At 59.0% G+C, this 23,794-nt stretch carries 30 protein-coding genes; 11 read left to right on the top strand and 19 right to left on the bottom strand.

Features of this window, described 5'->3' with window-relative positions; all coding sequences use genetic code 11:
- The 6 genes from AC2FNN_RS17380 to pip form a co-directional block, all read right to left on the bottom strand.
- Positions 1-167 (bottom strand): translation initiation factor IF-2 associated domain-containing protein (locus tag AC2FNN_RS17380; RefSeq protein WP_496759753.1); only part of this gene is annotated, 167 nt, incomplete at its 3' end.
- A gap of 8 nt (positions 168-175) precedes the next feature.
- Entirely contained in the window at positions 176-799 is a 624-nt protein-coding gene (locus AC2FNN_RS17375; RefSeq protein WP_496759750.1) for an RNA-binding protein, read from the bottom strand.
- Positions 800-821: 22 nt separating this feature from the next.
- Positions 822-2,441, bottom strand: coding sequence for a transcription termination factor NusA (nusA, locus tag AC2FNN_RS17370; protein WP_171120181.1), 1,620 nt, complete (start codon positions 2,439-2,441; stop codon positions 822-824).
- Complete coding sequence (gene rimP / locus AC2FNN_RS17365; RefSeq protein WP_152459779.1) at positions 2,441-3,031, bottom strand: ribosome maturation factor RimP; 591 nt, start codon at positions 3,029-3,031, stop codon at positions 2,441-2,443. Before rimP ends, nusA begins: the two co-directional genes overlap by 1 nt.
- Before the next feature lie 160 nt (positions 3,032-3,191).
- On the bottom strand, positions 3,192-4,013 hold the full coding sequence (locus AC2FNN_RS17360) for an ABC transporter substrate-binding protein (protein WP_496759748.1): 822 nt from the start codon (positions 4,011-4,013) through the stop codon (positions 3,192-3,194).
- Positions 4,010-4,987 (bottom strand): prolyl aminopeptidase, encoded by a 978-nt coding sequence (pip, locus tag AC2FNN_RS17355; protein ID WP_496759747.1) that lies wholly within the window; start codon positions 4,985-4,987, stop codon positions 4,010-4,012. Before pip ends, AC2FNN_RS17360 begins: the two co-directional genes overlap by 4 nt.
- Before the next feature lie 48 nt (positions 4,988-5,035).
- On the opposite strand from pip, the gene ubiG reads away from it, so the two are divergent.
- Positions 5,036-5,782, top strand: coding sequence for a bifunctional 2-polyprenyl-6-hydroxyphenol methylase/3-demethylubiquinol 3-O-methyltransferase UbiG (gene ubiG / locus AC2FNN_RS17350; RefSeq protein WP_496759745.1), 747 nt, complete (start codon positions 5,036-5,038; stop codon positions 5,780-5,782).
- Positions 5,783-6,179: 397 nt separating this feature from the next.
- Here the strand turns inward: ubiG and AC2FNN_RS17345 are convergent, their stop codons facing one another.
- Genes AC2FNN_RS17345 through AC2FNN_RS17330 form a run of 4 tightly spaced genes read right to left on the bottom strand, consistent with a single transcriptional unit; the run spans position 6,180 to position 8,553 of the window.
- Positions 6,180-6,620, bottom strand: a complete 441-nt coding sequence (locus AC2FNN_RS17345) for a MarR family winged helix-turn-helix transcriptional regulator (RefSeq protein ID WP_171724127.1) — start codon at positions 6,618-6,620, stop codon at positions 6,180-6,182.
- Between the two features lie 12 nt (positions 6,621-6,632).
- Positions 6,633-7,463: a carbon-nitrogen hydrolase family protein gene (locus AC2FNN_RS17340; RefSeq protein WP_496759744.1), complete on the bottom strand. Its 831-nt coding sequence runs from the start codon at positions 7,461-7,463 to the stop codon at positions 6,633-6,635.
- Positions 7,463-7,720: a glutaredoxin 3 gene (gene grxC, locus AC2FNN_RS17335; protein ID WP_224857906.1), complete on the bottom strand. Its 258-nt coding sequence runs from the start codon at positions 7,718-7,720 to the stop codon at positions 7,463-7,465. The genes AC2FNN_RS17340 and grxC overlap by 1 nt, the downstream gene beginning before the upstream one ends.
- Positions 7,721-7,758: 38 nt before the next feature.
- Entirely contained in the window at positions 7,759-8,553 is a 795-nt protein-coding gene (locus AC2FNN_RS17330; protein ID WP_496759743.1) for a double zinc ribbon domain-containing protein, read from the bottom strand.
- On the opposite strand from AC2FNN_RS17330, the gene AC2FNN_RS17325 reads away from it, so the two are divergent.
- Entirely contained in the window at positions 8,504-9,334 is an 831-nt protein-coding gene (locus tag AC2FNN_RS17325) for a methyltransferase domain-containing protein (protein WP_496759742.1), read from the top strand. The two genes, AC2FNN_RS17330 and AC2FNN_RS17325, sit on opposite strands and share 50 nt — an antisense overlap.
- Positions 9,335-9,390: 56 nt before the next feature.
- A complete protein-coding gene (gene hemH, locus AC2FNN_RS17320; protein WP_496759741.1) occupies positions 9,391-10,440 on the top strand; it encodes a ferrochelatase in 1,050 nt (349 codons plus the stop codon).
- A gap of 72 nt (positions 10,441-10,512) precedes the next feature.
- Here hemH and AC2FNN_RS17315 read toward each other — a convergent pair whose 3' ends face one another.
- Together AC2FNN_RS17315 and AC2FNN_RS17310 are read right to left on the bottom strand one after the other, a co-directional pair.
- The gene (locus tag AC2FNN_RS17315; RefSeq protein WP_117870963.1) at positions 10,513-10,695 is read right to left on the bottom strand and encodes a hypothetical protein; all 183 of its coding nucleotides are present in this window, start codon (positions 10,693-10,695) and stop codon (positions 10,513-10,515) included.
- A 139-nt stretch (positions 10,696-10,834) separates the two neighbouring features.
- On the bottom strand, positions 10,835-11,434 hold the full coding sequence (locus AC2FNN_RS17310) for a L,D-transpeptidase (protein ID WP_480507212.1): 600 nt from the start codon (positions 11,432-11,434) through the stop codon (positions 10,835-10,837).
- Between the two features lie 169 nt (positions 11,435-11,603).
- Between AC2FNN_RS17310 and dalA the strand changes: the two genes are divergently transcribed.
- Entirely contained in the window at positions 11,604-12,119 is a 516-nt protein-coding gene (gene dalA / locus AC2FNN_RS17305; RefSeq protein WP_496759740.1) for a divisome-associated lipoprotein DalA, read from the top strand.
- Between the two features lie 54 nt (positions 12,120-12,173).
- On the opposite strand, the gene ptsN is transcribed toward dalA, so the two are convergent.
- From ptsN to AC2FNN_RS17270, 7 genes are all read right to left on the bottom strand, one after another.
- The gene (ptsN, locus tag AC2FNN_RS17300; protein WP_117872900.1) at positions 12,174-12,638 is read right to left on the bottom strand and encodes a PTS IIA-like nitrogen regulatory protein PtsN; all 465 of its coding nucleotides are present in this window, start codon (positions 12,636-12,638) and stop codon (positions 12,174-12,176) included.
- A 59-nt stretch (positions 12,639-12,697) separates the two neighbouring features.
- Entirely contained in the window at positions 12,698-13,261 is a 564-nt protein-coding gene (gene hpf / locus AC2FNN_RS17295; protein ID WP_117870967.1) for a ribosome hibernation-promoting factor, HPF/YfiA family, read from the bottom strand.
- Positions 13,262-13,513: 252 nt separating this feature from the next.
- The gene (gene lptB / locus AC2FNN_RS17290) at positions 13,514-14,272 is read right to left on the bottom strand and encodes an LPS export ABC transporter ATP-binding protein (protein ID WP_496759739.1); all 759 of its coding nucleotides are present in this window, start codon (positions 14,270-14,272) and stop codon (positions 13,514-13,516) included.
- A complete protein-coding gene (locus AC2FNN_RS17285) occupies positions 14,272-14,763 on the bottom strand; it encodes an LptA/OstA family protein (RefSeq protein WP_152459765.1) in 492 nt (163 codons plus the stop codon). The genes lptB and AC2FNN_RS17285 overlap by 1 nt, the downstream gene beginning before the upstream one ends.
- 3 nt (positions 14,764-14,766) lie before the next feature.
- A complete protein-coding gene (locus AC2FNN_RS17280) occupies positions 14,767-15,366 on the bottom strand; it encodes an LPS export ABC transporter periplasmic protein LptC (RefSeq protein WP_496759738.1) in 600 nt (199 codons plus the stop codon).
- 11 nt (positions 15,367-15,377) lie between these two features.
- Entirely contained in the window at positions 15,378-16,346 is a 969-nt protein-coding gene (locus AC2FNN_RS17275) for a KpsF/GutQ family sugar-phosphate isomerase (protein WP_171120156.1), read from the bottom strand.
- Entirely contained in the window at positions 16,343-16,957 is a 615-nt protein-coding gene (locus AC2FNN_RS17270) for a ribonuclease D (protein WP_152459762.1), read from the bottom strand. The genes AC2FNN_RS17275 and AC2FNN_RS17270 overlap by 4 nt, the downstream gene beginning before the upstream one ends.
- Before the next feature lie 133 nt (positions 16,958-17,090).
- Here AC2FNN_RS17270 and AC2FNN_RS17265 point away from each other — a divergent pair, with 133 nt between their 5' ends.
- The 7 genes from AC2FNN_RS17265 to flhB all read left to right on the top strand — a co-directional run.
- Entirely contained in the window at positions 17,091-17,348 is a 258-nt protein-coding gene (locus tag AC2FNN_RS17265; protein ID WP_496759737.1) for a metal-sensing transcriptional repressor, read from the top strand.
- Positions 17,349-17,351: 3 nt separating this feature from the next.
- The gene (locus AC2FNN_RS17260) at positions 17,352-18,671 is read left to right on the top strand and encodes an MFS transporter (protein ID WP_496759736.1); all 1,320 of its coding nucleotides are present in this window, start codon (positions 17,352-17,354) and stop codon (positions 18,669-18,671) included.
- Positions 18,672-18,723: 52 nt separating this feature from the next.
- Positions 18,724-19,152: an Lrp/AsnC family transcriptional regulator gene (locus tag AC2FNN_RS17255; protein WP_152459759.1), complete on the top strand. Its 429-nt coding sequence runs from the start codon at positions 18,724-18,726 to the stop codon at positions 19,150-19,152.
- A 73-nt stretch (positions 19,153-19,225) separates the two neighbouring features.
- A complete protein-coding gene (locus AC2FNN_RS17250) occupies positions 19,226-19,924 on the top strand; it encodes a transglycosylase SLT domain-containing protein (RefSeq protein ID WP_496759734.1) in 699 nt (232 codons plus the stop codon).
- Positions 19,925-19,993: 69 nt separating this feature from the next.
- A complete protein-coding gene (flhA, locus tag AC2FNN_RS17245) occupies positions 19,994-22,021 on the top strand; it encodes a flagellar biosynthesis protein FlhA (RefSeq protein WP_496759752.1) in 2,028 nt (675 codons plus the stop codon).
- Positions 22,018-22,791 carry a flagellar biosynthetic protein FliR gene (locus AC2FNN_RS17240; RefSeq protein ID WP_496759733.1) on the top strand — a complete coding sequence of 258 codons (774 nt, stop codon included), beginning with the start codon at positions 22,018-22,020 and terminating at the stop codon, positions 22,789-22,791. The genes flhA and AC2FNN_RS17240 overlap by 4 nt, the downstream gene beginning before the upstream one ends.
- Positions 22,788-23,794 (top strand): flagellar type III secretion system protein FlhB (gene flhB / locus AC2FNN_RS17235; protein WP_496759731.1); only part of this gene is annotated, 1,007 nt, incomplete at its 3' end. The genes AC2FNN_RS17240 and flhB, both read left to right, overlap by 4 nt.

Raw genomic sequence — 23,794 nt, 5'->3', positions numbered from 1 at the left:
GCACCGCCACCCGGCTTTGCTGCGCCCGGCTTGGGAACCACCACGCGTTTGCGTTTGGTTTCCACCACGACATTCTTGGTGCGTCCGTGGCTGAAACTCTGTTTCACATTTCCGGGGCGTGCCCCGCCACGAAGACCCAATGTCTTTTTGCCGTCATTATCGCTCATAAAGCTCTTTACCCTTCCGCGCGGCCCCTGCCGCCGTCATCCGTTTCGCGCAAGCCACGCAGGCGCTGCGCTTCCTCTACAACACGTTTGGCGAGTCCGCCAGAGGCCAAGGCCGCATGAATCACCGTTTGGCGCCCAAATGCCTGTCCTAATTCGTCTGCCGTCAGCCAACCTATGTATTTCCCGAAGTGCGGCGTGCTCAGTTTGGACTTGCCGCGCCCCGATCCATCAGCGGCCTGAATCAGCACCTGCGCCTCTTCCCGGTCCAGCCACGTCTTGACCTTTTCATACCCGGCAACCGCGTCGCCGGACTTGCGCGCCAGACTGAGCAACTCAATCACGCGGCGCGCGATCTGTTTTTCAACCTCTGCCGCCAGGTCCTGAGGCACGGTCACCTGCGCCTTGAACCCCCGCGCAAACAGTTTCTTGCCAACGGCCTTGTCCAGCGCGGCACGATCCGCCGCCACATAAACGCCCCGCCCCGGCAGTTTCGCCGCGACATCCGGAAAGACCTGGCCGTCCGGCCCCGTCACAAAGCGGATCAAGCCATATTTAGGCTGAACCTCGCCCGTGGCGATGCACTTGCGCTCGGGTCCGTCGGACCGATCCTTATGGGCGCCACCGCGACTCATACACGCCACCCGAAGCCCGAGATCAGGCCTCGACCTCCTCGTCTGCCGCGTCGCCGTCGACGTCTTCTTCCGCCTGTTCCAGCTCGGCCGGATCAACCCAACCCAGCAGGATTCGCGCCGTCATGACCATATCTTGCGCCTCTTCCAGCGTTACACCGAAAGGCTCCAATACACCGTCATCCTTGACACGCTCACCATCGACGGTCGTCCAGCCACCGGCCAGTTCCCAGTCAGCGCAAGTTGCAAAGTCTTCCAGAGTCTTCACGTCGTCCCTGGCCAGCGCCTCTACCATCTGGGGTGTCAGACCTTCGAATTCAATGAGACTGTCCTCGGCCCCCAATTCACGCGCCGCATCCAGTGCCGCCTTGGCCTGTGCTTCCAGGAATTCGCGGGCGCGGGTTTGCAGTTCCTGCGCGGTACCTTCGTCAACGCCGTCGATGACCAGCAGTTCCTCGATCTCGACATAGGCAACCTCTTCGAGGTTGGTGAAGCCTTCCGAGACCAGCAGCTGTGCAAAGAATTCGTCCAGATCCAGGCTGTCCATGAACAGTTTGGTACGGGCTTCGAATTCCTTCTGACGGCGGGCCGATTCTTCGGCCTCGGTCATGATGTCGATGTCCAGACCGGTCAACTGGCTGGCCAGACGCACGTTCTGACCGCGTCGACCGATGGCCAGCGACAATTGTTCTTCGGGCACGACGACCTCGATCTTGCCGGCTTCTTCGTCCAGAACCACCTTGGAAACTTCGGCGGGTTGCAGCGCATTCACCAGGAAGGTTGGCTGATCTTCGTTCCACGGGATGATGTCGATCTTTTCACCCTGAAGCTCGTTCACAACCGCCTGCACACGGCTGCCGCGCATACCAACGCAGGCCCCGACAGGATCGATCGAGCCGTCATACGAGATCACCGCGATCTTGGCGCGCGAACCGGGGTCACGGGCCACGGCCTTGACCTCGATGATGCCGTCATAGATTTCCGGCACTTCCATCTTGAACAGCTCGGCCATGAATTCCGGCGCGGTGCGCGACAGGAAGATCTGATGGCCACGCACTTCGCGGCGAACCTCTTTGATATAGGCGCGCACCCGGTCATTCGGGCGATAGCTTTCGCGGCCGATCTTGTCGTTGCGGCGCAGAACCGCCTCGGCACCGCCCAGATCGACGATGACATTGCCAAACTCTTCACGCTTGACCGCACCGTTGATGATGGTGCCCGCGCGATCCTTGAATTCTTCGTACTGACGATCACGCTCGGCTTCGCGAACCTTCTGCAAAATCACCTGTTTGGCGGATTGCGCCGCGATCCGGCCCATCTCAACCGGCGGAACCTCTTCGACGAAGACGTCACCAACCTCGGGCGCTTCCATGTACTGCTTGGCCTGCTCGACGGTCATTTCGGCCTGATAGTTCTCAAGCTCTTCATCCTCGACCACGGTGCGCACGCGGGTAAAGGTCGCCTTGCCAGTCTTGCGGTCGATGGACACGCGAATGTCCATCTCGGCGCCGTAGCGGCTCTTGGCAGCACGGGCGAGCGATTCCTCCATCGCTTCGACAACCAGACCGGGGTCGATCATCTTTTCGCGGGCCACGGCCTCGGCGGTCTGCAGCAGCTCCAGCTGGTTGGCTGAGGTGATTGCCATCAGTTCGTCTCCTCTTCGGACCCTTCGGTCTCAATCTCGTCGAAAGCGTTTTCGTTCAGGGCACCGGCGTCTTTGCGCTGGCGCAGCATTTCCTTGATCAGATCATCGGTCAGGACCAGCTTGGCGTCGCTCAGCCAATCGAATTGCAGACCGATGGTGATGGTTTCATCCCCCTCGGGGATGTTGATCAGAACCTCATCCCCTTCGATCCCGGCCAATTCGCCCTTGAAGCGTCGGCGGCCGTCAATCAGTTCGGCGGTCTCGATCTTGGCCTCGTACCCTTCGAAGGTCTCGAAATCCTTGAGACGGGTCAGAGGGCGGTCGATGCCCGGGCTGGACACTTCCAATGTATAGGCATCAAGGATCGGATCCTCGACATCCAGCGTGGCGCTGACCGCGTTGGAAATTTCGGCGCAGTCATCCACTTCAATGCCGCCATCGGGCTTGTCGGCCATGATCTGAAGCGTGGTCTGCTTGCCGCTCATCAGGCGGATGCGGACCAGCTCATACCCCAGATCCTCGATCACGGGGGTGATGATCTCGGCCAGTCGCCGGTCAATGGCAGCTTTTGCTATCAGGTCGTTTGTCATCTGGTACTCTACCCTGTCAGTCGGGCACAAAAAAACGGGCGCGCGGCCCGTCGAATTTTCCGGTGGAGCCTTGGACCAGAAGTCCAACGCGCCGCTGTTGAAACTGCATATACGCAGGATGGCCCGAGTCTGCAACCCCCCGAGGGATTCGCATTCGGATTTACACCATCCACCACCGTTCGGCGATGCGACCATCGTCCAGCGCACCGTTCCCGGCAATCTGCCGCGGCATCCCGACAGCATCCGATACGGCAAGGGCCATGTCGGCCTCGGACGGGTGGAACCGGACACCGCGTGTGCCTCGCATTCCGGCCCGATCCGGAAGCGCCGCGATATCGACATACCCGTCCCGCAGCGCCTCGGCCCGCACGGCAGGGTCCGGGATTACAATGACCTCAAACGCGTCAGCCCATCCGGCCTGACCCTCTTTGTAATGCCCTTCGACACGGCGGCCCAGAAAATGGCGGCCATCTTCTGCCCGTTCGACACGATAGCAGCCGGTGCCGTTGGCCTTGCGCAACGGGGATACGGTTTCACCGGCGCGCGCAACGACAAAGCGGCTGTCGGCCAACAGGAAAGGCAATCCGGGATTTGCCTCGGCAAGTTCAAGCCGCAGGCGGTTGGGGGCAAGGGCCTCGGGCCTTCCGATTTCGGCCAGAACGGCCAGGACAACGGCAATCTGCAACGGTTCGCCATCGTGAAAGACCGCATCATCACGCAGATCAAAGTTCCAGACCCGTGCGTCGGCGTCGGTTTGCCAGCCGGTCGCAAGCTCACCGCGCAACGTACCATCCGGGGCGATTTCGGTCATTGTGTCGAAAACGGCCCCACGCGCCACTTGCTCGAGGCTGTCATCACGCGGAACGGCCAGACGCAATGTCCCGCCTTTCTTGGGCGTACCGGCAAGGGATGCTCCTGTCGCCGCCAGCAATGCGGCAGCGGCACCAGAGGCAAAGAGAGCACGGCGATCGATGCGGGTCATGCGACACCCTCCGCCACACGGTCCATGATCCGCACCAGTTCCGCGCTGATGCCCGGCTCGGACAGGGCGTGCCCCGCCTGACGAACCATCTTCAGCTCGGCATTCGGCCAGCGTTCCGCCAGCGACCACGCGGCCTGCGGCGGGCAGATCATGTCATAGCGCCCCTGCACGATATGGCCGGGGATATGCGCGATCCGGTCCATCTGATCCAGAATCTGCCCGTCCGTTTCCAGAAACGCCTTGTTGGTGAAATAATGATTCTCGAGCCGCGCAAAGGTGCGCGCGTATTCGCCGGGGCTTTCGCCAACCGATCCGTTGGTGTGGATCGAGGCCAGCGCGTTTTCCCAATGCGACCAGGCCCGCGCATACAGGATCTCTGTCGCGCGGTCGCCCGAAAACAGACGCTTGTTATAGGCGGCAATGGTGTCGTCCAGTTCAACCTCGGGCAGCAGCGAGGTGAATTTCTGCCATTGCTCGGGCCAGAACCGCCCGGCACCACCGCCGTAAAACCAGTCAAGCTCGGCCTGAGTCGCAAGGAACACCCCGCGCAACACCAACCGACTGACCCGGTCGGGATGGGTCTGCGCATAGATCAACGCCAGAGTCGCCCCCCAGCTTCCGCCAAAAGCGATCCATTCTTCGATCTCGAAGAGTTTGCGCAGCCGCTCTATGTCGGCCACCAGATGCCACGTCGTGTTGTCTTCGACCGAGGCGGCAGGGCGCGACCGGCCACATCCGCGCTGGTCAAACAGAATCACCCTGTAGGCCTGTGGATCGAAGTATCGCCTCATGGCCGGGCTGCACCCACCACCCGGCCCCCCGTGCAGGATCACGACGGGTATGCCGTCAGGATTTCCGCATTGTTCCACATAAATACGGTGCCCATCGCCCATATCGACCATCCGCTGGTCGAAAGGATCGATCGGCGGGTACAGATATTGAACTGCGCGCTTTTGGTCCGGGTACTTGTCCATTATGGCCCTATATAGTCCTTAAGCGTAAAAGAGCACACGGAGACAGGAATGCAAGCGCATCCGAACACGGTGGACCCGTCCGAGATCGCAAAATTCGAGGCGATGGCCGCCGAATGGTGGGACCCGCACGGGAAATTCAAACCATTGCACATGCTTAACCCGTGCCGGCTGGACTATATAACGCAGCAGATCGCCGGAGAATTCGATCGCGACCTAAAGTCACCTATGCCGTTCGAAGGCCTGCGCCTGCTGGATATCGGCTGCGGCGGCGGGCTGCTGAGCGAACCCATGGCCCGTCTTGGGGCCGAAGTCGTGGGCGCAGACGCGGCCGAAGGCAACCTGCCCGTGGCGCGCATTCACGCGGAACAGTCCGGTCTGAAGATCGACTATCGCCATACCACGGCCGAGGACATGGCCGCTGCCGGTGAGCAATTCGATGTTGTGCTGAACATGGAAGTGGTCGAACACGTGGCTGATCCCCTGTCCTATCTGACCGCCACGCGTCAGTTGCTCAAACCCGGCGGGTTGGAGATTTGTTCAACCATCAACCGCAACCCGAAATCCTATGCGATGGCGATTTTCGGGGCCGAGGTCATCATGCGCTGGCTGCCGCGCGGCACGCATGAATGGAACAAGTTCATCACCCCGGACGAGCTGTTCGACCTGCTGCGTCAGGCCGGGCTGGACCCGGTGGACCGCAAGGGGTTCCTGTTCAACCCGATTCTGTGGAGCTGGTCGATCTCGGATCGGGACTTGAGCGTGAATTACGTGACAGCGAGCGTGAAGCCGGGGTGAATTCAACACAACAATGAGAAAGATAAGTAACTGGACAATTAGGTGGTTTCTTCCGCTCTATGATCGAAACCCGCTCATCGGAAGCGTGTTGGGCCTCGCATGCATATGTTTTGCGCTCATTGCGGTTAGCGTATTCATGCTTGCGATTGAAGAAATTGCGGGAATTCCAATACCGTTAACTGCGTTATTATTGGCTCCTCTCTTCATCACGTTGATGAAACCCATTTTTATGATGATGTCCCTAGCGAGCGAATATTTATGGAGAACTTTTGGGGTTTATTCTCTTTTGAAAGTTAGTGGTTGCCCTATTCGCAAAAGCTATGAGCCTATGGAGTAGATTAAAGTCGTGGTGTGCCCTCAAGAGCCTGAAGCTGCCGTAGAGTAACACTTTAAGCCCCTACTCCCCTTCCAACTGCAACCGCAAATCCCGCAGTACGGGCAGCGTGCTGCGGACCCGCTCCAGCCCCAGCTCTCCGACCACGCGATTGATCAGCGGCGCAATCGACGAAATCGCCTGATCGCGCGCCCGTCGGCCTGCGGGGCTGATCGCCACCATCTTGCGGCGGGCGTCGTCCCAGTCGGGGCGGATGTGGATGTATCCGGCCCATTCCAGCTTGGCTAAAGTATTGGTCATCGCGCCACGGGTCACGTGGAATGTATTGGCCAGTTGCGCCGGGCTACGCTCGTCGCCGACGAAAACCAGATGATTCAGCACCGAGAAATGCGAAATTTCCATACCCTTGGGCAGCACCCGGCTGAGCCGGTTGCGCAACAACTGATCCGCGGTCAGGATCTCGCTGAACAGCGTAACCGCAAGGGCGTTGGTGTCTTCCGTCATTGTCCAGTTCTGTCAGGGTCCGGTGAAAGACCGGATATGTGTCAACGACGGCACGCGGCGGCGTGCCTCTGACACAGAACTATCATCCAAATCGAAAATGTGAATGCCCGGATCGGTAACTGCGTCGATCAGCACCTTTCCCCACGGGTCGACGACCATGCTGTGCCCATGGGTAAAACGCGTCTTTCCGCGCGTTGATGGGTGTTCCCCCGTTTGCGCGGGAGCCAAGACCCAACAGCCTGTCTCGATCGCCCTGGCCCGCAACAGCGATTCCCAATGCGCGGCGCCCGTAACAGGTGAAAACGCTGCCGGAACGGTCAGGATGCGCGCGCCTGCCTGCGCCAAAGCCGCATGCAGGTATGGAAACCGGATATCATAACAGATGGTCAAACCCACCTTGCCAAAATCGGTTTCGGCTATGACCGCCTTTTGGCCGGGGCGGTAGTTCTTTGATTCGCGAAACGTCTCGGTCTCGGTGACCTGCACGTCGAACATATGGATCTTGTCGTAACGCGCCACGATCTGACCTTGCGGATCGATCATGAAAGACCGGTTGGCAAACCGCCCGTCAGCGTCATGAGTCTTGATCCCCAGTGAGCCGATCAATACCCACACGCCCAGTCGAGCGGCCTGTTCCCGCAGGCCGGCCAAGGTGATGTCGTCTTCTTCGTGCTGAAGAACCTCGTTTTGCCGCGTCGTACTGTTTGACACGCAATTCGTGACCTCTGGCGTCAGGATAAACCGCGCACCCTGCCCTGCCGCGTCGGCCGCCATGGCGCGCACCATGTCCAGGTTTTTGACCGGATCATCCGTCGAGGTGATTTGCAGCAGCGCAGTCTTCATCAGGCCGCAAGCAGACGGTCAAGTTTGCCTTGCCGCTCCAGCTCGTAAAGGTCGTCGCAGCCGCCCACATGCTGTGACCCGATGAAAATCTGAGGCACGGTGCGTTTGCCGCCTGCGCGCTGGATCATCTCGGGTTTGCGTTTGGGGTGCATCAGAATGTCAACTTCCTTGAACTCAACGCCTTTCTGCTTCAGCAGACGCTTGGCCGCGTGGCAAAAACCACAGAGCGGCGAGGTATAGATTTCTACGGGCTTCATGTTCCGGTCCCTTTGGGTTTCGTGCGATCTTGGGCGAATTAGGCATCCTTGGCAACGCGCGCCAGTGCCAACACGAAAATATGATTTGCCCCTGCGGCCTGACACGCTCGCGTACACGCCGCCAGCGTCGCGCCGGATGTCATCACATCATCCACCAGCAGGACATTGCGCCCCTTCAATTGCAGTGCCCGCCTTGGGTGGATGTCAATTGCGCCTTCCAAGACCTCGCCCCTTTCCCGCGCGGTCTTTCCGTCCAACACCGGCGTCCGCCGTTTGCGCACCAGCAGATCCGGCACGCAGTCCAATCCGGTTTCTCGCCCCAGGTTGCGTGCCAACAGCGCAGACTGATTGTATCGCCGTTTCAGCAGGCGCGACCAATGCAACGGCACCGGAGCAATCACCATCCCAGGCCGCAGCAGCTCGCGCCCGGCCTGCGCCAGCCAACGTGCAGCGGGGCGGGCCAGTTCAGTCCGATCACCATGTTTAAATGCCAGAACAAGTGACCGCGCCTTCCCGTCATACATCAGCGCAGCGCGACCCGCTTTCCAGGGCGGAGGGGTTTTCAGACAATCGTCGCACTCCGTCCGGAACCTGTCTGCACTTCCGGTCACGGGCACACCACAACTTTCACAAACCGTGCCACCGATAAACGGCGTATCCCGCCAACACGCCCCACACAGGCCGAAATCGGATTCCGTCAACTCTCCGCAGCCCATGCAACGGGGCGGATAGATCAATGCAAGTGCAGTTTGAATCCGCTGCGCAATGCGATACTTGCGACCTATGAAACTGCCCGAGCCCACCACACCCTCTCTTTTCGACCGTAACGCCATTTTGCATCATCGCGCTCGCGCGAAGGACGAAGCCTTGTTCTTGCACCGCGCCGCAATCGATGAGGTTCAGGATCGGCTCTCCATGGTTAACAGAGCCTTTACGGCACCTGCGGTTGTGACCCCTTTCCCACAGCTTTGGGCGGACGTTTTTCCGGATGCCGCCATTGTCGCGGATGACGATGTGCTGTCGCTGCAACCCGATGCGCATGATCTGGTAATTCATGCGATGGCGCTGCATTGCGCCAATGACCCGGTCGGCCAGTTGATCCAATGCAAAAGAGCATTGAAACCGGATGGGCTGGTTCTTGTTCTATGCCTTGGGGGTGAGACCCTTCACGAATTGCGCGCCGCGCTGGGTCAGGCCGAAATCGAAATCACGGGCGGGCTCAGCCCCCGAATCGCCCCCATGGCCGAGCTGCGCGACCTCGGCGGATTGTTGCAGCGGGCCGGTCTGGCATTGCCAGTGGCCGATGCCGTACCGCTGACGGCAGAATACCGCGATATCTGGCACCTGATGCACGATCTGAGGGACATGGGTGAGACCAACGCTTTGGCTGCCCGGTTGAAATGCCCAACCCGACGCAGAGTGTTCGAAGCCACACAGCGCGTCTATTCGGATCATTTTTCGACGGAAACAGGCCGCCTTGCCGCAACCTTCGAACTGATTTGCCTGACCGGCTGGTCCCCCGATGACAGCCAACCAAAGCCGCTGCGCCCGGGGTCAGCCCAAATGCGCCTGGCAGATGCCCTGCGCACGAAAGAGGGCAAACTGCCGGATTGACGCGCAACCAAATCCCTTTATCTCAGGTCGGAACACGAAAACTCAGGAATGCTCAAATGTTTGATGCCACTCGTCCCGCTCATGCTCCTGCCGACCATCCCAAGGTCAAGATGGGCCGTGTTGGCATTTTGCTGGCCAATCTGGGTACACCGGACGATTACACCTATTGGCCGATGCGTCGCTATCTGAACGAGTTTCTGTCGGATCAGCGGGTCATCGACTATCCGAAATGGAAATGGCAACCGATTCTTCAGGGGATCATCCTCAGCAAACGGCCATTCAGTTCGGGTGAAGCCTACAAATCGATCTGGAATCACGAGAAGGGCGAAAGCCCGCTGATGACGATCACCAAGGACCAGACCGCCAAGCTGCGCGGCGCGATGCAGGATCGGTACGGGGATCAGGTGATGGTCGATTTCTGTATGCGCTACGGCAACCCCTCAACAAAGTCCAAAGTGCGCGAGATGGTTGCCGCGGGCTGTGACCGTATTCTGTTCTTCCCGCTTTACCCACAATACGCGGGCGCAACCACAGCCACCGCCAATGACCAGTTCTTTCGTGCACTGATGGATGAGGCCTGGCAGCCCGCCACGCGAACCGTACCCGCCTATTTCGACCAACCCGCCTATATCGACGCTTTGGCGCAATCCGTTGAACGTGCATATGCAGCTGCTGAGACAAAACCCGATATTCTGGTCTGCTCGTATCACGGGATGCCGGAACGGTATCTGCAACAGGGTGACCCCTATCATTGCCAGTGCGCCAAGACGACACGGCTGCTGAAGGAACGGCTGGGATGGTCGGATGATCAGCTGGTTTCGACGTTCCAGTCGCGATTCGGCCCCGAGGAATGGCTGAAACCCTATACAGTGGATCATGTGGCGGATCTGGCCAGGCAGGGCAAAAAGAACATAGCGGTCATCGCACCGGCATTCTCGGCCGACTGCATCGAAACGCTGGAAGAGATCAACGAAGAGATCAACGAAAGCTTCGAAGAAGCAGGCGGCGAAACCTTCACCTATATTCCATGCCTCAATGACGATAAGGCGCACATTGCTGCATTGGGCACGGTGATCGAAGAAAACTTGCGCGGCTGGCTGGACTGACCGGCACAGCCTTGTGAAAACAAAAAAGGCGGTGGATTGCTCCACCGCCTTTTTCATGAATTCCGTGTCGGATTAGCTTGCAGCAACAGCAGCAGCAACAACGACCAGCAGGATCAGCGGCAGCAGGATGCCCTGCGACGAACCCTGAGTTTCTTCTACAACAACAGGTGCTTCAACAACCGGCTCTTCCAGGTTACCAGCATAAGCGGTCGAAGCGGCAGCAGTCAGTGCAGCAGCGAGAACGAGTTTCTTCATATTAACCTCCAGAATTTGCGCAGTTCCAATGCCCGGAACCACACATCTAAGACTTACCTCGTGGTTTTTTCTAATCAGCATTGACGCTGGAATGCAATTGCAACTTGATCGCTAAGCGGGTTCCCACACGAAAATGTCGTCAAATTAGCAACACTTGCGTGCCGACCTTCGCCATCGAGAACAGCTCGGCGATGTCTTCGTTGAAAAGGCCGATGCATCCATTCGACGATCTGCGACCAATTTTACGCGTATCGTGCGTGCCGTGAATGCGGTAATACTTCCAGCTCAGGTATAAAGCGTGTGTTCCCAGCGGGTTATCCGGCCCCGGAGGAATATAGTCCGGCCATTCCGGATTTCGTTTTTTCATCGACGGCGTCGGAGACCAGCTGGGCCCTTCAACCTTTCTGATCACGCTGGTACGCCCGCGCCGGGTGAGTTCTTCGGTCAGCGGAACCGACGACGGGTACAATTTGTACACCGATTGATCATCCGACCAATAATGCAGCGCTCTTGAGACGGTATCGACCAATATGGCGCCATTTCTGGTGTTCGAGAAATACGGTTGCCAATCCAATGCCCGGAACCCGGATACGTTGCGGCGAACCGCCGGTTCAGTCTCGGGTGCAGGGCGCAGCGGGTCGCCCGGGATATATTGCGCCAGTGCCGGGGTTGCCAGCGTCGCGGTGGCCCCTGCCAGAAATCCCCTGCGTGTGGGCGAATGAATACGCTTTTTGACCATGACAACGGGTCCTGTGTTTAGATGAGGTCTGAAATCTATGACATTCTATTGCCAGAATGCTTCAGTCGCAAATCAAACCGGCAGAATCACGCAAGTTAGGGCCATTGCGCGTTTGCTCAGAGCCGTCAGGCGCGCTATGCCCTGTAAAGACACAATAACCAGGTCGATCATGACGCGTATCGTTTCTTTACTCTTGATTTGCTTTGTCGCGCTGGCGGCATGTACAGACACCGGCACTACGACCATTGGTGCAGACGGTCGCCCGCTGCCCACGGTCTACAAAATTCGCGGCAACCCGGAAAAGCTGCAGTTCCGTATGGTTGATTCGGTCAATGCCCTGCGCCAGGCCCAGGGATTGCAGCCTGTCCAGCTGAACGCGCAGCTGAACGCAGCAGCGGCGACCCATTCCAAGGACATGGCCAGACAGAACCGGCCCTGGCACTTTGGGTCCGACGGCTCCTCGCCGATCGATCGGGCTGCGCGGGTCGGATATTTCGGCACGTTCCTCGGTGAAGCCATTTCCGAGACCTACGAAACCGAAACCGAAACCCTTGCCGCGTGGATGCAGGAACCCGGACCGCGAGCCGTCATCATGGACCGCAAGGCCACGCAGATGGGGTTCGCCTGGCACCAGGAAAAAGGCGGGAAAATCTGGTGGACGCTGGAAATGGGAACCGGCGGCTGATCCCGATCCCCGTTTAGACAAAAAGCCCCCGGATTTCGGGGGCTTTTTTTCAGATTACGCTGCTTGCATGGACTGCGCTTCGGTCAGGATCGCATAAAGCTTGACCGGATCGGGGTTCGCCCGAAGCTTGGTGCACACCGAGGTGTCCCTCAGCGTGCGTGACACAAGGGCCAGCGCCTTGAGGTGATCAACTCCGGCCTCTTCCGGTGCAAACAGTGCAAAGGCAATGTCCACGGGTTGACGATCAACCGATCCAAAGTCGATGGGCTTTTCCAGCATGACGAATACGCCAGAAACCGAATCCAGCTCGGGCAAACGCGCGTGCGGAAGCGCCACGCCATGCCCCACGCCGGTCGGGCCCAGGCTTTCCCGTTCGAGCAGACAGTCGACGACGGCCTGCGAGTCGAGCCCCAGATTGGCGGCTGCTACATCGCCGATTTCCTGAAACAACCGCTTCTTGCTGGAAGCGGCGGATAGTACACGTACTGCTTCGGGCTTTAGTATGCTCGAAAGCTCCATGATCACGCTCCATGGGCACCGCACCCGCCTCGGCGGGTGCCGCCCCGTATCCTTGCCTGTTAAGGATCAATCCAGCCGATATTACCGTCTTCGCGACGATACACGACGTTCAATCCATCCTTGTTCTCATTTCTGAACACCAGCACCGGGGCACCGGCAAGTTCCATTTGCATTACGGCTTCACCAACGCTCAAAGATGGGATCTTTGTTTCCATCTCAGCCACAATCATGGGCTGTAGCGATTCGGGTTCATCGGCCGTGTCCGATTCGTCAGAGGCGAGGATATAAGAGGACGCCCCAAAGAGTTCAACCGGCTCGGACCGATCCTTGTGATGGTCCTTCAAACGACGTTTGTAGCGCCGCAGTTGTGTTTCCATTTTGTCGCAGCATGCCTCGAACGCCGCATAAATTTCGGTTGCATGCGCCTTGGCCTGAGCGGTCAGCCCGGTGGACAGGTGCACTGTTGTTTCGCATACATATTCATGCGCTGAACGGGAAAAGACGACGTTGGCATCGGTAGGCCGCTGGGCATATTTACCCACAACCTCGCCCAATTCGGTCTGCACGTGAGTCTGAAGCGCCGCACCGATGTCGATCTGTTTTCCGCTGATTTGGTAACGCATGTGATCTCCTTCACAATTCACACCCATTCTGACGTCACGTTACGCGACGAACTTGTTTTTATCGGGTGGGGGGTCGAGACACTTTCCGCGGTTGTCTTAACTCCAGCCCTTCAACGAAGGGACAACGATCTCCAGACTGGAACCGGGTAAATGCCATGGGACAATTGAGGCAAGAGACGACGGAAGAGTCAATCAAAACAGGTGTGTATATACGCGATTTCCGCCATGCACCCGGCGCAGACCATAACAAGCCTATGAAATACGGAAGTTTTCGCCAAGATAGACACGGCGGACATTCTCGTTCTCGACGACTTCGTCAGGTGTGCCGGACATCAGAACCTGCCCGTCATGCAGGATATAGGCGCGGTCAACAATTTCCAGCGTTTCCCGCACGTTATGGTCGGTGATGAGCACACCGATACCCCGTTTTTTCAGGTCGGCAACCAGATGTCGGATATCGCCGACGCTGATCGGATCAACACCCGCAAATGGTTCGTCCAGCAAAAGATATTTTGGGTCTGCGGCCAAACATCGCGCTATCTCAACGCGGCGGCGCTCACCGCCGGAAAGGGCAAGAGCCGGCGCGCGACGCAGATGTTCGATCGAGAAATCCGACAACAGCTCTTCCAGCCGTTCTTTCCGCCTGTGAGCATGAGGAACCGTGATATCCAGTACCGCGGCGATATTGTCCTCGACGCTCATACCGCGAAAGATGGACATCTCCTGCGGCAGATAACCGATGCCCATTCGCGCACGCCGGTACATCGGCAACGTCGTAACATTCTGGCCATCTATCGTGACTTTACCGGCCTCCGGGAAAACAAGCCCTGCCACGGAATAAAAAGTCGTGGTCTTACCCGACCCGTTGGGTCCCAACAGGGCAACGACTTCGGACCGGTCCAGCGTCATCGAGACATCGCGGATCACCGTTTTCTTACGGTAAGATTTCCGCAGCTTCTCAATTCGCAGCCCGGAATCGCCTTCGGCCACTGACAGGTCGGGTCGCGCCATCAGTTGTTTCCCTGCTGAAGGATCGTCTTGACGCGCCCGGTCATGGTCGCTGTACCGGTTGTCAGATTGGCGTTCATCTGGTCGCCGCTGATGATGCTGGGGCCTTGCGTCAGCAGGACGTTGCCTTTCATGACGATCACACCGGAATCGATCGTATATTCTGCCCAATCGCCCTCTGCCGCATCCGGCGGGCTGACCAGAACAACATTCTCAGTGGCTTCCATCCGTTCAATTGCAGAGCGTTCCTCGTTGTAGATCACGAGAACCCGTTCAGCGGTCAGCCGCATTTCGCCCTGAATGACGACGACATTTCCGAGGAATTCGGCAGAACCGTCCTCCTGGTTGACGTTCAATATTTCGGATGTGACCTCGACCGGAAGGCTCGGGTCGGCATTTGCGGAACCAAAAGCCACCTGCGCCTCCTGCGCAGTCGCGGTTACGGCACCTGCAAACAGAGCAAGGCACAAAGGAACAAAACGAAAATCGAACACAGGTTATCTTTCTGCTTTTTCAGGCTCGTATACCAGCTTCACGCCGTCTGTAAAAACAATATGGACCGGTCCGTCCTTTTTTTCAGTCCCAAAGGTCATGCGTCCGGCGGAAAAATTGCCGATCGGCCCGGTTCCGTTCACCCGCCCCGGCGTGTCGCCCCGGATTTCGTCCAGCGACGTGTTGAGCAGGTCAGTCGTGACCTGAAGCCCATCGGCAGTGGTAATCATCACGTCGCCGACAAAAGTTGCCGTGCCCTCATCAGGGCGGATCAAACCTGAATTGGAATCCAGAAATATCGTTCCACCGCTGAGAAGCCCCAGACGGCCCCGAAATTCGGATGCGGTCGGGGTTTCGTCTTCGCCGCCCTGCTTGGCTTGGATGGCTTCGATCTGGACATCTTCGCCTTTTCGGGTTGTCCCACGATATTTCGGCTGTGTGACCACCTGCTGCGCCAGCCGCTCGTCAATGTCTTTTTCTGCGAATGGCACCGATACGTTGGTTTCGATGCTGCGGGACAGCAGGAACACTGTGGACAGCATCAGAATGGCCGCCAGCGGCAACAGAACCTTCAGGAACTGTACCATGCGGGAATACCTGTCCACTTCGGCCTCCCTCAGCCCAGACCGACGCGCAAGCAGTCGTGGATATGCAGAAGACCCAGCGCCTGCCCGGATGCAGCCTCGTCGACCACAAACAGCGAAGTGATCTTGCGATCATTCATGATTGCCACCGCCTCTTCGGCCAATGCGCCCGGTGTTATAGTGGTCGGATTGGCGGTCATGACCTGCTCGGTCGTTTTATCCAGCAGACCATCCATATGCCGCCGCAAGTCACCGTCCGTAATGATGCCCGACAAGTGCCCCTGCGCATCCGTTACACCGGCCACGCCGAAGCCCTTTTGGCTGATTTCGATCAGCGCGTCGCTCATCGGAGTGTTCGCCGCGACCAGAGGCAGGGCGTCGCCGGTATGCATCAGGTCACGCACCGTACTCAGCCGCGCACCCAGCTTTCCGCCGGGATGGAAGGCGCGAAAATCCTCGGGGCGGAAGTCGCGATACTTCATCAGCGCAATGGCCAGCGCATCGCCCATGGCAAGGGTCAGCGTCGTCGAGATCGAAGGCACCATGCCGAAACCGCAGGCCTCGCCCATCGACGGGATCAGCAGATGTACATCGGCCTGTTTCATCAACGTGCTTTCGGGCTTGCTGGACAGACCGATCAGCGGAATGCCAAAGCGGCGCGTAAAGGCCAGCAGGTTGGCCAGCTCGGGCGCTTCTCCCGAATTCGAAATCGCCAGCACCACATCGCCTTTGGAAACCATGCCCAGATCACCATGGCTGGCCTCGGCCGGGTGCACGAAATAGGCGGGCGTTCCGGTACTGGCCAGAGTGGCGGCAATCTTGTGGCCGATATGGCCCGATTTTCCGATGCCACTGATGATTATGCGCCCGGTGGCTTTCAGGATCAGATGCACCGCCTCTGCAAAATGCTCGTCAAGGCTGTCGGCCAGCACGTCCAACGCGCGGGCTTCGTCAGTGACGACCTGGCGGGCGGTTCTCAGGAATGCTTCGGTGTCGGTCATGAGTGTGCAAAGATATCCGTTTCGGGCCAACCGGCGAGGTCCAGCTTCGCACGCATCGGCAGGAAATCAAAACAGGCCTGCGCCATCTCGGTCCGGCCCTCGCGCGCCAGCCGCTTGTTCAACTCGTCGCGCAGGCGGTGCAGATAAAGAACGTCCGAGGCCGCATAGTCCAGCTGGGCATCCGTCAGGGTTTCAGCGCCCCAATCGCTCATCTGCTGTTGTTTCGAGATATCCACGCCAATCAGTTCCTGGCACAGGTTCTTCAGCCCGTGACGGTCGGTGTAGGTACGCACCAGCCGGCTGGCGATTTTGGTGCAGTATACCGGCGCGGCCAGGGCGCCAAAGGTGTGGTACATCGCGGCGATGTCGAACCGCCCGAAATGGAACAGCTTCAGGACATCGGGGTTTTCCAGCATGGCACTCAGATTCGGGGCTTCGGTCTGGCCCTTGTCCACCTGGATGATATGGCTGTTTCCGTCGCCGCCTGACATTTGGATCACGCACAGGCGGTCGCGATGCGGGTTCAGCCCCATGGTTTCACAGTCAATGGCCACAACTGGGCCCAGATCCAGCCCATCCGGCAGATCGTTTTTGTACAAATGGTTCGCCACGCGACTATTCCTTTGTGCGATATCGCCCCCGAGATAGGCGGTTTGGTTCCCAAACTCAACGCCGTCCGAAAGTCGCGGGCCATTCGACGCCAAATCCTTGACCATATCCCCATCGGGGGGATATGGATAAGCCATGTCGCACAACGCCCACCAGTCACATCCACAGATCACGGCCCGGCTGAAGCGGGCCCATGGACACTTGGCCAAGGTCATTGCCATGCTCGAGGGGCAGGCCCCCTGTTCGGACGTCGCCCAACAGTTGTTTGCAGTAGAAAAGGCCGTCACCAATGCCAAACGCGCATTGATTCATGATCATATCGAACACTGCCTGTCCGCTGACAACGATGGCGGCGAGATCAAAGACTTCAAAGCGATTACAAAGTACCTCTGAGCCATGCTGAGTATTCTGAGACACCGCACCTACCGCCACCTGTTCGCCGCCCAGATCGTCGCCCTGACCGGAACCGGGCTGGCCACGGTCGCCCTTGGGTTGCTCGCCTTTGATCTGGCCGGGAATGCTGCGGGCCTTGTCCTTGGCACGGCACTGACGATCAAGATGGTGGCTTACGTCACCGTTGCACCGCTCGCCGCTGCTTTTGCCGAGCGTCTGGATCGTCGCAAGATGTTGGTCGTGCTGGATCTGATCCGCGCTGCGGTTGCAGTGTGCCTGCCTTTCGTGACCGAAATCTGGCAAATCTACGTGCTGATCTTCGTGCTCCAATCGGCGTCGGCGGGCTTTACGCCCGCCTTTCAGGCCACGATTCCGGACGTTCTGCCAGACGAAACTGACTACACGCGTGCCTTGTCGCTGTCACGCCTGGCCTACGACATGGAAAGCCTTCTGAGTCCGATGTTCGCCGCAGCATTGCTGCTGCTGGTCAGCTTCAACAGCCTGTTCTGGGGTACTGCGCTGGGTTTTGTCGCATCGGCATTGCTGGTTGTCTCGGTCGTGCTTCCGTCACCCAAGCCAAGCCGCCCCCGCGGTATCTATGACCGCACCACGCGCGGCATACGTATCTATCTGAAAACACCCAGGTTGCGCGGACTGCTTGCGCTCAGCTGGAGCGCCGCGGCACTGAGCTCGATGGTGATCGTGAACACCGTGGTCATCGTGCGCGCCAATCTGGGCCTGTCGGAAAGCGCGGTGGCCATTGCCCTGGCCGGGTTCGGGGGCGGATCGATGCTTGCAGCCTTTACCTTGCCCCGCCTTCTGGATCGGATCGAGGACCGTCGGGTCATGGTCGCGGGCGCCGCTTTTGCCACTGGTTCCATGGCCGTCGCGGCGATGTTGGCCGCAATTGCTCCTCTGTCGCTCGGGCTGCTGACCGCGTTGTGGGCATTTACCGGTTTCGGATACTCCACCACCCTGACACCTTCCGGCCGCCTTTTGACCAGGTCGGCCCACCCCGAGGATCGTCCCGCCGTCTTCGCCGCACAGTTTACCCTGTCGCATGGCTGCTGGCTGGTTCTTTATCCGCTGGCGGGGTGGCTGATGACCGTGTTCGGCACGACCGTCACACTCAGCAGCATGGCGACGCTGTCCGTGGCGGGCGTCGTCGGTGCAATCGGCCTGTGGCCGCGCCTCGACCAGGAACCGATCACCCATGATCACCCCGACCTGCCGCCCGATCACCCGCATCTGGCCGGCTCAGGCCCGCACGCGCATCCGATCATCATCGACGATCTGCACCCGCGCATCCCACGCGAACCCTGAGCGGGCGCTTCGACCTGATCTTAACCCGGAACGACCACGAACCAGAGCCCCAATGGACCAGCTTGACCGTCGCATCATCGCCGCCCTGCAAGCCAACGCACGCGCCTCGACCACGCAGATTGCGACCACGCTGGGTGTTGCCCGGACAACCGTGCACGAGCGAATAAACCGGATGGAACAGCGCGGCCTGATCGAAGGATATTCCGTGCGCCTCGGGTCCACCGAAGACACCCCGAAAGTGCAGGTCATCGTCATGCTTGAAGTGCAGCAAAAGGAAACCAGCCGGATCATCAAGCGGCTCGAAGCCTACCCCGAAGTCAAACTGTGCCTGTCGATCAACGGAGAGTTCGACCTTATGCTGTCGGCAGAGGCCCCAAGGCTGGAGGATCTGGACATTCTGGTCGATGACCTGGCGAAAATTCCCGGTGTCCTGCGCACCAATACCAGCGTTGTTTTCGGGCGCAGGATAGATCGAAACTGAAGCGGCGATAACTCTCTGTAAACCGATCGTTGGCTAGCTTGGCCGGGATAGATCAGAATCCCGGACCGGCAGAATGCCAAATCAGAAGTTCCCGCTGTTACTCATGTTGATGCATGTGCTTTTGGCGCAGGCAGGGTTTGCCATGCCGGATGCCAAAACCGGTAACCTGTGCGATCATGCCGCGCGCCGCGCCGCTCTGTCCGAAGGCGTGCCCCTGGACGTGCTGCGCGCCATCTCGCGGGTTGAAACCGGGCGCACACTGGACGGCCGGTTGCAGCCTTGGCCCTGGACGATCAACGTCGGCGGTCAGGGGTACTGGTTCAAGTCCGAGGTCGAAGCCAAGGCCTATGCGTTCAAAATCTTCAAATCGGGCGCCCGCAGCTTTGATGTCGGCTGTTTTCAGATCAATTATCGCTGGCACGGCAAAGCCTTCCGTTCGATCGACGCGATGTTCGATCCAGATGAGAACGCAACCTACGCCGCCCGTTTCCTGAATGAACTCCATGCCGAGCTTGGATCGTGGCCCGCGGCAGCAGGGGCTTATCATTCCCGCACAACTTCGCTTGCCGAAGCTTACAAAGAGCGGTTTCAAACCGTGCTGGCACAGCTCGAAGGGGGCCCCCGAACCCGGGTAGCGGCCACATCTCGGGATCCGTTCACCGGGGCCGGACTCCCCTTGATCCCCATTCCGACGGCCTCGCCCCGCACCGGCGCGCTTGGGTCTCTGGTGCCAGCCGCAGGCGCCGCAACCGCGTTTATCGCCTTCAACTAGGAGTTTCGCGTGCCCAAGGTCAACATCCAGTCGCTGTTTTCGCCTACTGTCCTGCTGGCGATTGCGCTGATGACGGTCATCGTCATGATGATCCTGCCAATGCCAGCCTGGGTTCTGGACGTGGGGTTGGCGGCCTCCTTTGCGCTGGCCATCCTGATCTTCACCCTGACGCTGTTCATTGAACGCCCGCTGGACTTTTCGTCCTTCCCGACGATTCTGCTGGCGTCTTTGATGTTGCGCCTGTCGCTGAATGTGTCGTCGACGAAACTGATCATCGGGCAGGGGCACACCGGCCCGAATGCGGCAGGAGACGTGATCGAAGGTTTTGCCAGTTTCGTCATGGGCGGCAGCATTTTTCTTGGCCTGGTGGTGTTCGGCGTTCTGTTGATCGTGAATTTCATGGTTATCACCAAAGGCGCCGCCCGCATGGCCGAAGTCGGCGCGCGCTTTGCCTTGGACGGGATGCCGGGAAAGCAACTTGCCATCGACAGCGACATGTCGGCCGGGGCAATCGATCATCAGCAGGCCAAGGAACGGCGAGAGCTGGAACAGCAGGAGACGACATTCTTCGGTTCGCTCGACGGTGCGTCGAAATTCGTGAAAGGTGACGCTGTCGCCGGGCTTCTGATCACGTTGCTGAACCTTGTCATGGGCCTGGTCATGGGCGTTGTCGTGCATGGTATGCCTGTGGCCTCGGCGTTCGAAACCTATGCGATTCTGACCGTCGGCGACGGGTTGGTGTCCCAAATTCCCGCCGTCATCATTTCCATAGCGTCTGCCCTGCTGCTGGCACGGGGCGGCACGCAAGGGGCCACAGACAACGCCATCTTTTCTCAATTTGGTCGCCACCCCGCAGCATTGTCGACTGTCGCGGTGCTCATGGTCCTTTTCGCTCTGGTGCCCGGTCTCCCTTTTCTGCCGTTCATCCTGGGCGCGGCCATTCTGGGATATGCGGCTTACAATGTTCACCGAAAGCAGCAAGATGCAGCGGCATCGGCAAACCTGCCCTCGACGGAAACCGCAGCGCCGTCATCCCAGGCTATCGGCGACATCCTGGACCTGGATGATGTCCATCTGGAATTTGCGCCGGATCTGGTCAGCATGGTTCTGAACCCTGGCACCGGGCTGGACGCCCGTATTGCCAATATGCGGACCTATGTGGCGTCGACCTTTGGCCTGATCCTGCCCGAGATCCGCTTGACCGACCGCGCCGACCTTCCGACCGGAACGTATGTGATCAAGGTTCAGGGCGTCGAACAGGCACGCGGTGTCTTGCATCCCGATCTCATCCTGGCGCTCGTGCAGGACGGGTTTGACCTGCTGCCGGAGGGCAATGACGTGACCGAGCCGGTCTATGGTGCACCGGCGCGCTGGATCCTGCCGAAAGATCAGGAGGACGCCGCGCTGAGCGGTGCCACCATAGTTTCACCGCCCGAGATTCTTGCCACTCATCTGCTGGAGATCATCAAACAGAACTTCTCGCGCCTGCTGACACTAAAATCCCTCCGGCGCCTGCTGTCGGAAATGACCCGCCTGAGCGACCCGGTACGCGCCGAAGCCAACCGCAAGCTGCTGGATGAACTGATCCCCGACAAAGTGCCGATCGACACGTTGCACGCTGTTCTGCGCCTGCTGCTCGACGAACGTGTGTCGATCCGGAACATGGCGCTGATCCTTGAAAGTGTCGCCGAAGCGCGGCTGACCACAACCCAGCCCGAAGGCATCTGTGAACTTGTGCGTCAGCGTCTTGGCTTTCAGCTGGTCGCGGACATGAAGCGCGAGGATGGTTCGATCCCTCTGATCCAGTTGGCCCCGGAGTGGGAGGACACATTCGCCTCTTACCAGATCGACGCCCCAAATACTGGCATGGATGTCGCGCTGCCCCCGAACGTGTTCAACAAACTGGCCGACGGAGTTGTGAGCACCATCGCCAAATCCGCTGACAACGGTCTGTTTCCGGCCGTCGTGACCTCGACCCGGCGCCGTCGGTTGCTGCGCACCGTCATGCAGGCCCGCGGCGTCTCCAACCCGGTTTTGTCCTTCGAAGAAATCGGGCTGGAAGCCAAACCTGCCTTGGTCGGAACTGTTGCAGCGTGATTGCCCTGCCGCCAGATATGCTGTCGCAGCTGGCCGAAGCAATCTGGCAGGCCTTTGTCGTGTTTCTGCGTGTCTCCGCTCTTGTCTCGCTGCTTCCAGCATTCGGTGAGCGCAGTATTCCGACACGGGTAAAGCTTGGTGCTTCCGTTGCTTTTACGCTGATCATACTGCCCGCTGCGCCCCCCGTCAGAATTGATCCCAGCCTTTGGGCGACCGTGCGGCTGGTCGGCACCGAAGTCCTGATCGGGCTTGTCCTGGGGATAGGCTTGCGCCTGTTCGTTCTTGCACTGCAAACCGCGGGGTCTGTTGCGGCTCAGTCCACGTCATTGTCGCAACTGCTGGGTGGCGCGGCGGCCGATCCGGTCCCCGCCATGGGATACCTGCTGACCCTGGCAGGACTGACACTTGCTGTAATCATGGACCTGCACGTCCGGGCCGCGCAGTTCCTGATCCAGAGTTATGCCCTGTTCCCAATAGGGCTGGCACCCGAAGCCGCGGATGTGTCGCGCTGGGGATTGCATCAGGTCGCCAACAGCTTTGGGCTGGCTTTTGCACTGGCAACGCCGTTCGTCATCGCCTCTTTGATCTATAACCTGGCACTTGGGGTCATCAACCGGGCAATGCCCCAGCTGATGGTGGCCTTCGTGGGCGCTCCTGCAATCACCTTCGCCGGGCTGTTTCTGTTGTTCGCCGGCACACCGCTGATCCTGCCCGTGTGGGCGGACGCGCTGGTCGCCTTCTTCACCAACCCAATGGGAGCGCAAAGATGAGCGCGGGTGATGACGACGGCGACAAGTCATACGAACCGACACCGCAAAAGCTGTTGAAAGCGCGCGAGAAAGGTGAAGTTCCAAAATCCAACGACTTGTCGGTTGTGGCGGCATATACCGGGCTTCTGATCGCCCTTCTTACAGCCGGTCAATACACCGTCGAGCATATGGGCACCGTGTTCATGGTCCTGATCGATCAGTCCGACGCATTTGCACGGCTTCTGACGGATGGGCCATCGCATGCTCCGGTTGCGGGGGTTTTGAAAATTGCCCTGCTGCCTGTTGCTTTGCTGTTCTGCCTTCCTGCGGCGGCTGTTCTGCTGAACTTGATCGCCCAGCGCGCGCTGATCTTTGCCCCAAGCAAATTGAAACCAAAACTTTCGCGTATCTCTCTGGTTTCGAACGCAAAGAACAAGTTCGGGCGGGGCGGCCTGTTCGAGTTCGCCAAAAGCACCACCAAACTGTTGATCTACAGCACCTGCCTTGCGCTTTTTCTGAAAGCCAACCTAACCGGGATTCTGTCTGCCAGCGCGGCGCCGGCAAAGTCATCCATTCTGCTGATGATGAACCTGCTGTTTCGCTTTCTGTTCATCGTGATCGCAATTGCGCTGGCCATCGGGGTTGTCGATTTCCTTTGGCTATATGCCGAACACATGCGCAAGAACCGTATGTCGCGCAAGGAGATCATGGATGAAACCAAGGATGCCGAGGGCGACCCCCATGTCAAACAACACCGGCGCCAGCGTGCACAGGAAATCGCAACCAACCAAATGTTGGCAGATGTTCCAGGTGCGGATGTCGTGATCGTAAACCCCACCCATTATGCCGTGGCGTTGAAATGGACACGGGTTGCGGGCAGCGCCCCGGTTTGTGTTGCCAAAGGGGTGGACGAAATCGCCGCCACCATCCGATCCGCCGCAGCACAAGCAGGCGTTCCGATCCATTCAGACCCTCCCACAGCGCGCGCACTTCACGCGACCGTGGACATAGGTCAGGAGATCGC

It is taken from the genome of Ruegeria sp. BHSA118, assembly GCF_059613405.1.
The sequence above is the reverse complement of the archived record's forward strand: the minus strand, read 5'-3'. Positions and strand labels throughout refer to the sequence as shown.

Excerpts from the sequence above, each read along its gene's own strand:
- rimP (WP_152459779.1), bottom strand. The coding sequence starts at position 3,031 with ATGACAAACGACCTGATAGCAAAAGCTGCCATTGACCGGCGACTGGCC.
- ptsN (WP_117872900.1), bottom strand. The coding sequence starts at position 12,638 with ATGGAGCTTTCGAGCATACTAAAGCCCGAAGCAGTACGTGTACTATCC.
- pip (WP_496759747.1), bottom strand. The coding sequence starts at position 4,987 with ATGGACAAGTACCCGGACCAAAAGCGCGCAGTTCAATATCTGTACCCG.
- AC2FNN_RS17260 (WP_496759736.1), top strand. The coding sequence starts at position 17,352 with ATGCTGAGTATTCTGAGACACCGCACCTACCGCCACCTGTTCGCCGCC.
- AC2FNN_RS17310 (WP_480507212.1), bottom strand. The coding sequence starts at position 11,434 with ATGGTCAAAAAGCGTATTCATTCGCCCACACGCAGGGGATTTCTGGCA.
- AC2FNN_RS17315 (WP_117870963.1), bottom strand. The coding sequence starts at position 10,695 with ATGAAGAAACTCGTTCTCGCTGCTGCACTGACTGCTGCCGCTTCGACC.
- AC2FNN_RS17375 (WP_496759750.1), bottom strand. The coding sequence starts at position 799 with ATGAGTCGCGGTGGCGCCCATAAGGATCGGTCCGACGGACCCGAGCGC.
- grxC (WP_224857906.1), bottom strand. The coding sequence starts at position 7,720 with ATGAAGCCCGTAGAAATCTATACCTCGCCGCTCTGTGGTTTTTGCCAC.
- AC2FNN_RS17360 (WP_496759748.1), bottom strand. The coding sequence starts at position 4,013 with ATGACCCGCATCGATCGCCGTGCTCTCTTTGCCTCTGGTGCCGCTGCC.
- lptB (WP_496759739.1), bottom strand. The coding sequence starts at position 14,272 with ATGGCGCGACCCGACCTGTCAGTGGCCGAAGGCGATTCCGGGCTGCGA.
- AC2FNN_RS17345 (WP_171724127.1), bottom strand. The coding sequence starts at position 6,620 with ATGACGGAAGACACCAACGCCCTTGCGGTTACGCTGTTCAGCGAGATC.
- hpf (WP_117870967.1), bottom strand. The coding sequence starts at position 13,261 with ATGCGTTACCAAATCAGCGGAAAACAGATCGACATCGGTGCGGCGCTT.
- AC2FNN_RS17330 (WP_496759743.1), bottom strand. The coding sequence starts at position 8,553 with ATGGCGTTACGGTCGAAAAGAGAGGGTGTGGTGGGCTCGGGCAGTTTC.
- AC2FNN_RS17340 (WP_496759744.1), bottom strand. The coding sequence starts at position 7,463 with ATGAAGACTGCGCTGCTGCAAATCACCTCGACGGATGATCCGGTCAAA.
- AC2FNN_RS17250 (WP_496759734.1), top strand. The coding sequence starts at position 19,226 with ATGCCAAATCAGAAGTTCCCGCTGTTACTCATGTTGATGCATGTGCTT.
- dalA (WP_496759740.1), top strand. The coding sequence starts at position 11,604 with ATGACGCGTATCGTTTCTTTACTCTTGATTTGCTTTGTCGCGCTGGCG.
- AC2FNN_RS17325 (WP_496759742.1), top strand. The coding sequence starts at position 8,504 with ATGAAACTGCCCGAGCCCACCACACCCTCTCTTTTCGACCGTAACGCC.
- ubiG (WP_496759745.1), top strand. The coding sequence starts at position 5,036 with ATGCAAGCGCATCCGAACACGGTGGACCCGTCCGAGATCGCAAAATTC.
- AC2FNN_RS17265 (WP_496759737.1), top strand. The coding sequence starts at position 17,091 with ATGTCGCACAACGCCCACCAGTCACATCCACAGATCACGGCCCGGCTG.
- AC2FNN_RS17275 (WP_171120156.1), bottom strand. The coding sequence starts at position 16,346 with ATGACCGACACCGAAGCATTCCTGAGAACCGCCCGCCAGGTCGTCACT.
- nusA (WP_171120181.1), bottom strand. The coding sequence starts at position 2,441 with ATGGCAATCACCTCAGCCAACCAGCTGGAGCTGCTGCAGACCGCCGAG.
- hemH (WP_496759741.1), top strand. The coding sequence starts at position 9,391 with ATGTTTGATGCCACTCGTCCCGCTCATGCTCCTGCCGACCATCCCAAG.
- AC2FNN_RS17255 (WP_152459759.1), top strand. The coding sequence starts at position 18,724 with ATGGACCAGCTTGACCGTCGCATCATCGCCGCCCTGCAAGCCAACGCA.
- flhA (WP_496759752.1), top strand. The coding sequence starts at position 19,994 with ATGACGGTCATCGTCATGATGATCCTGCCAATGCCAGCCTGGGTTCTG.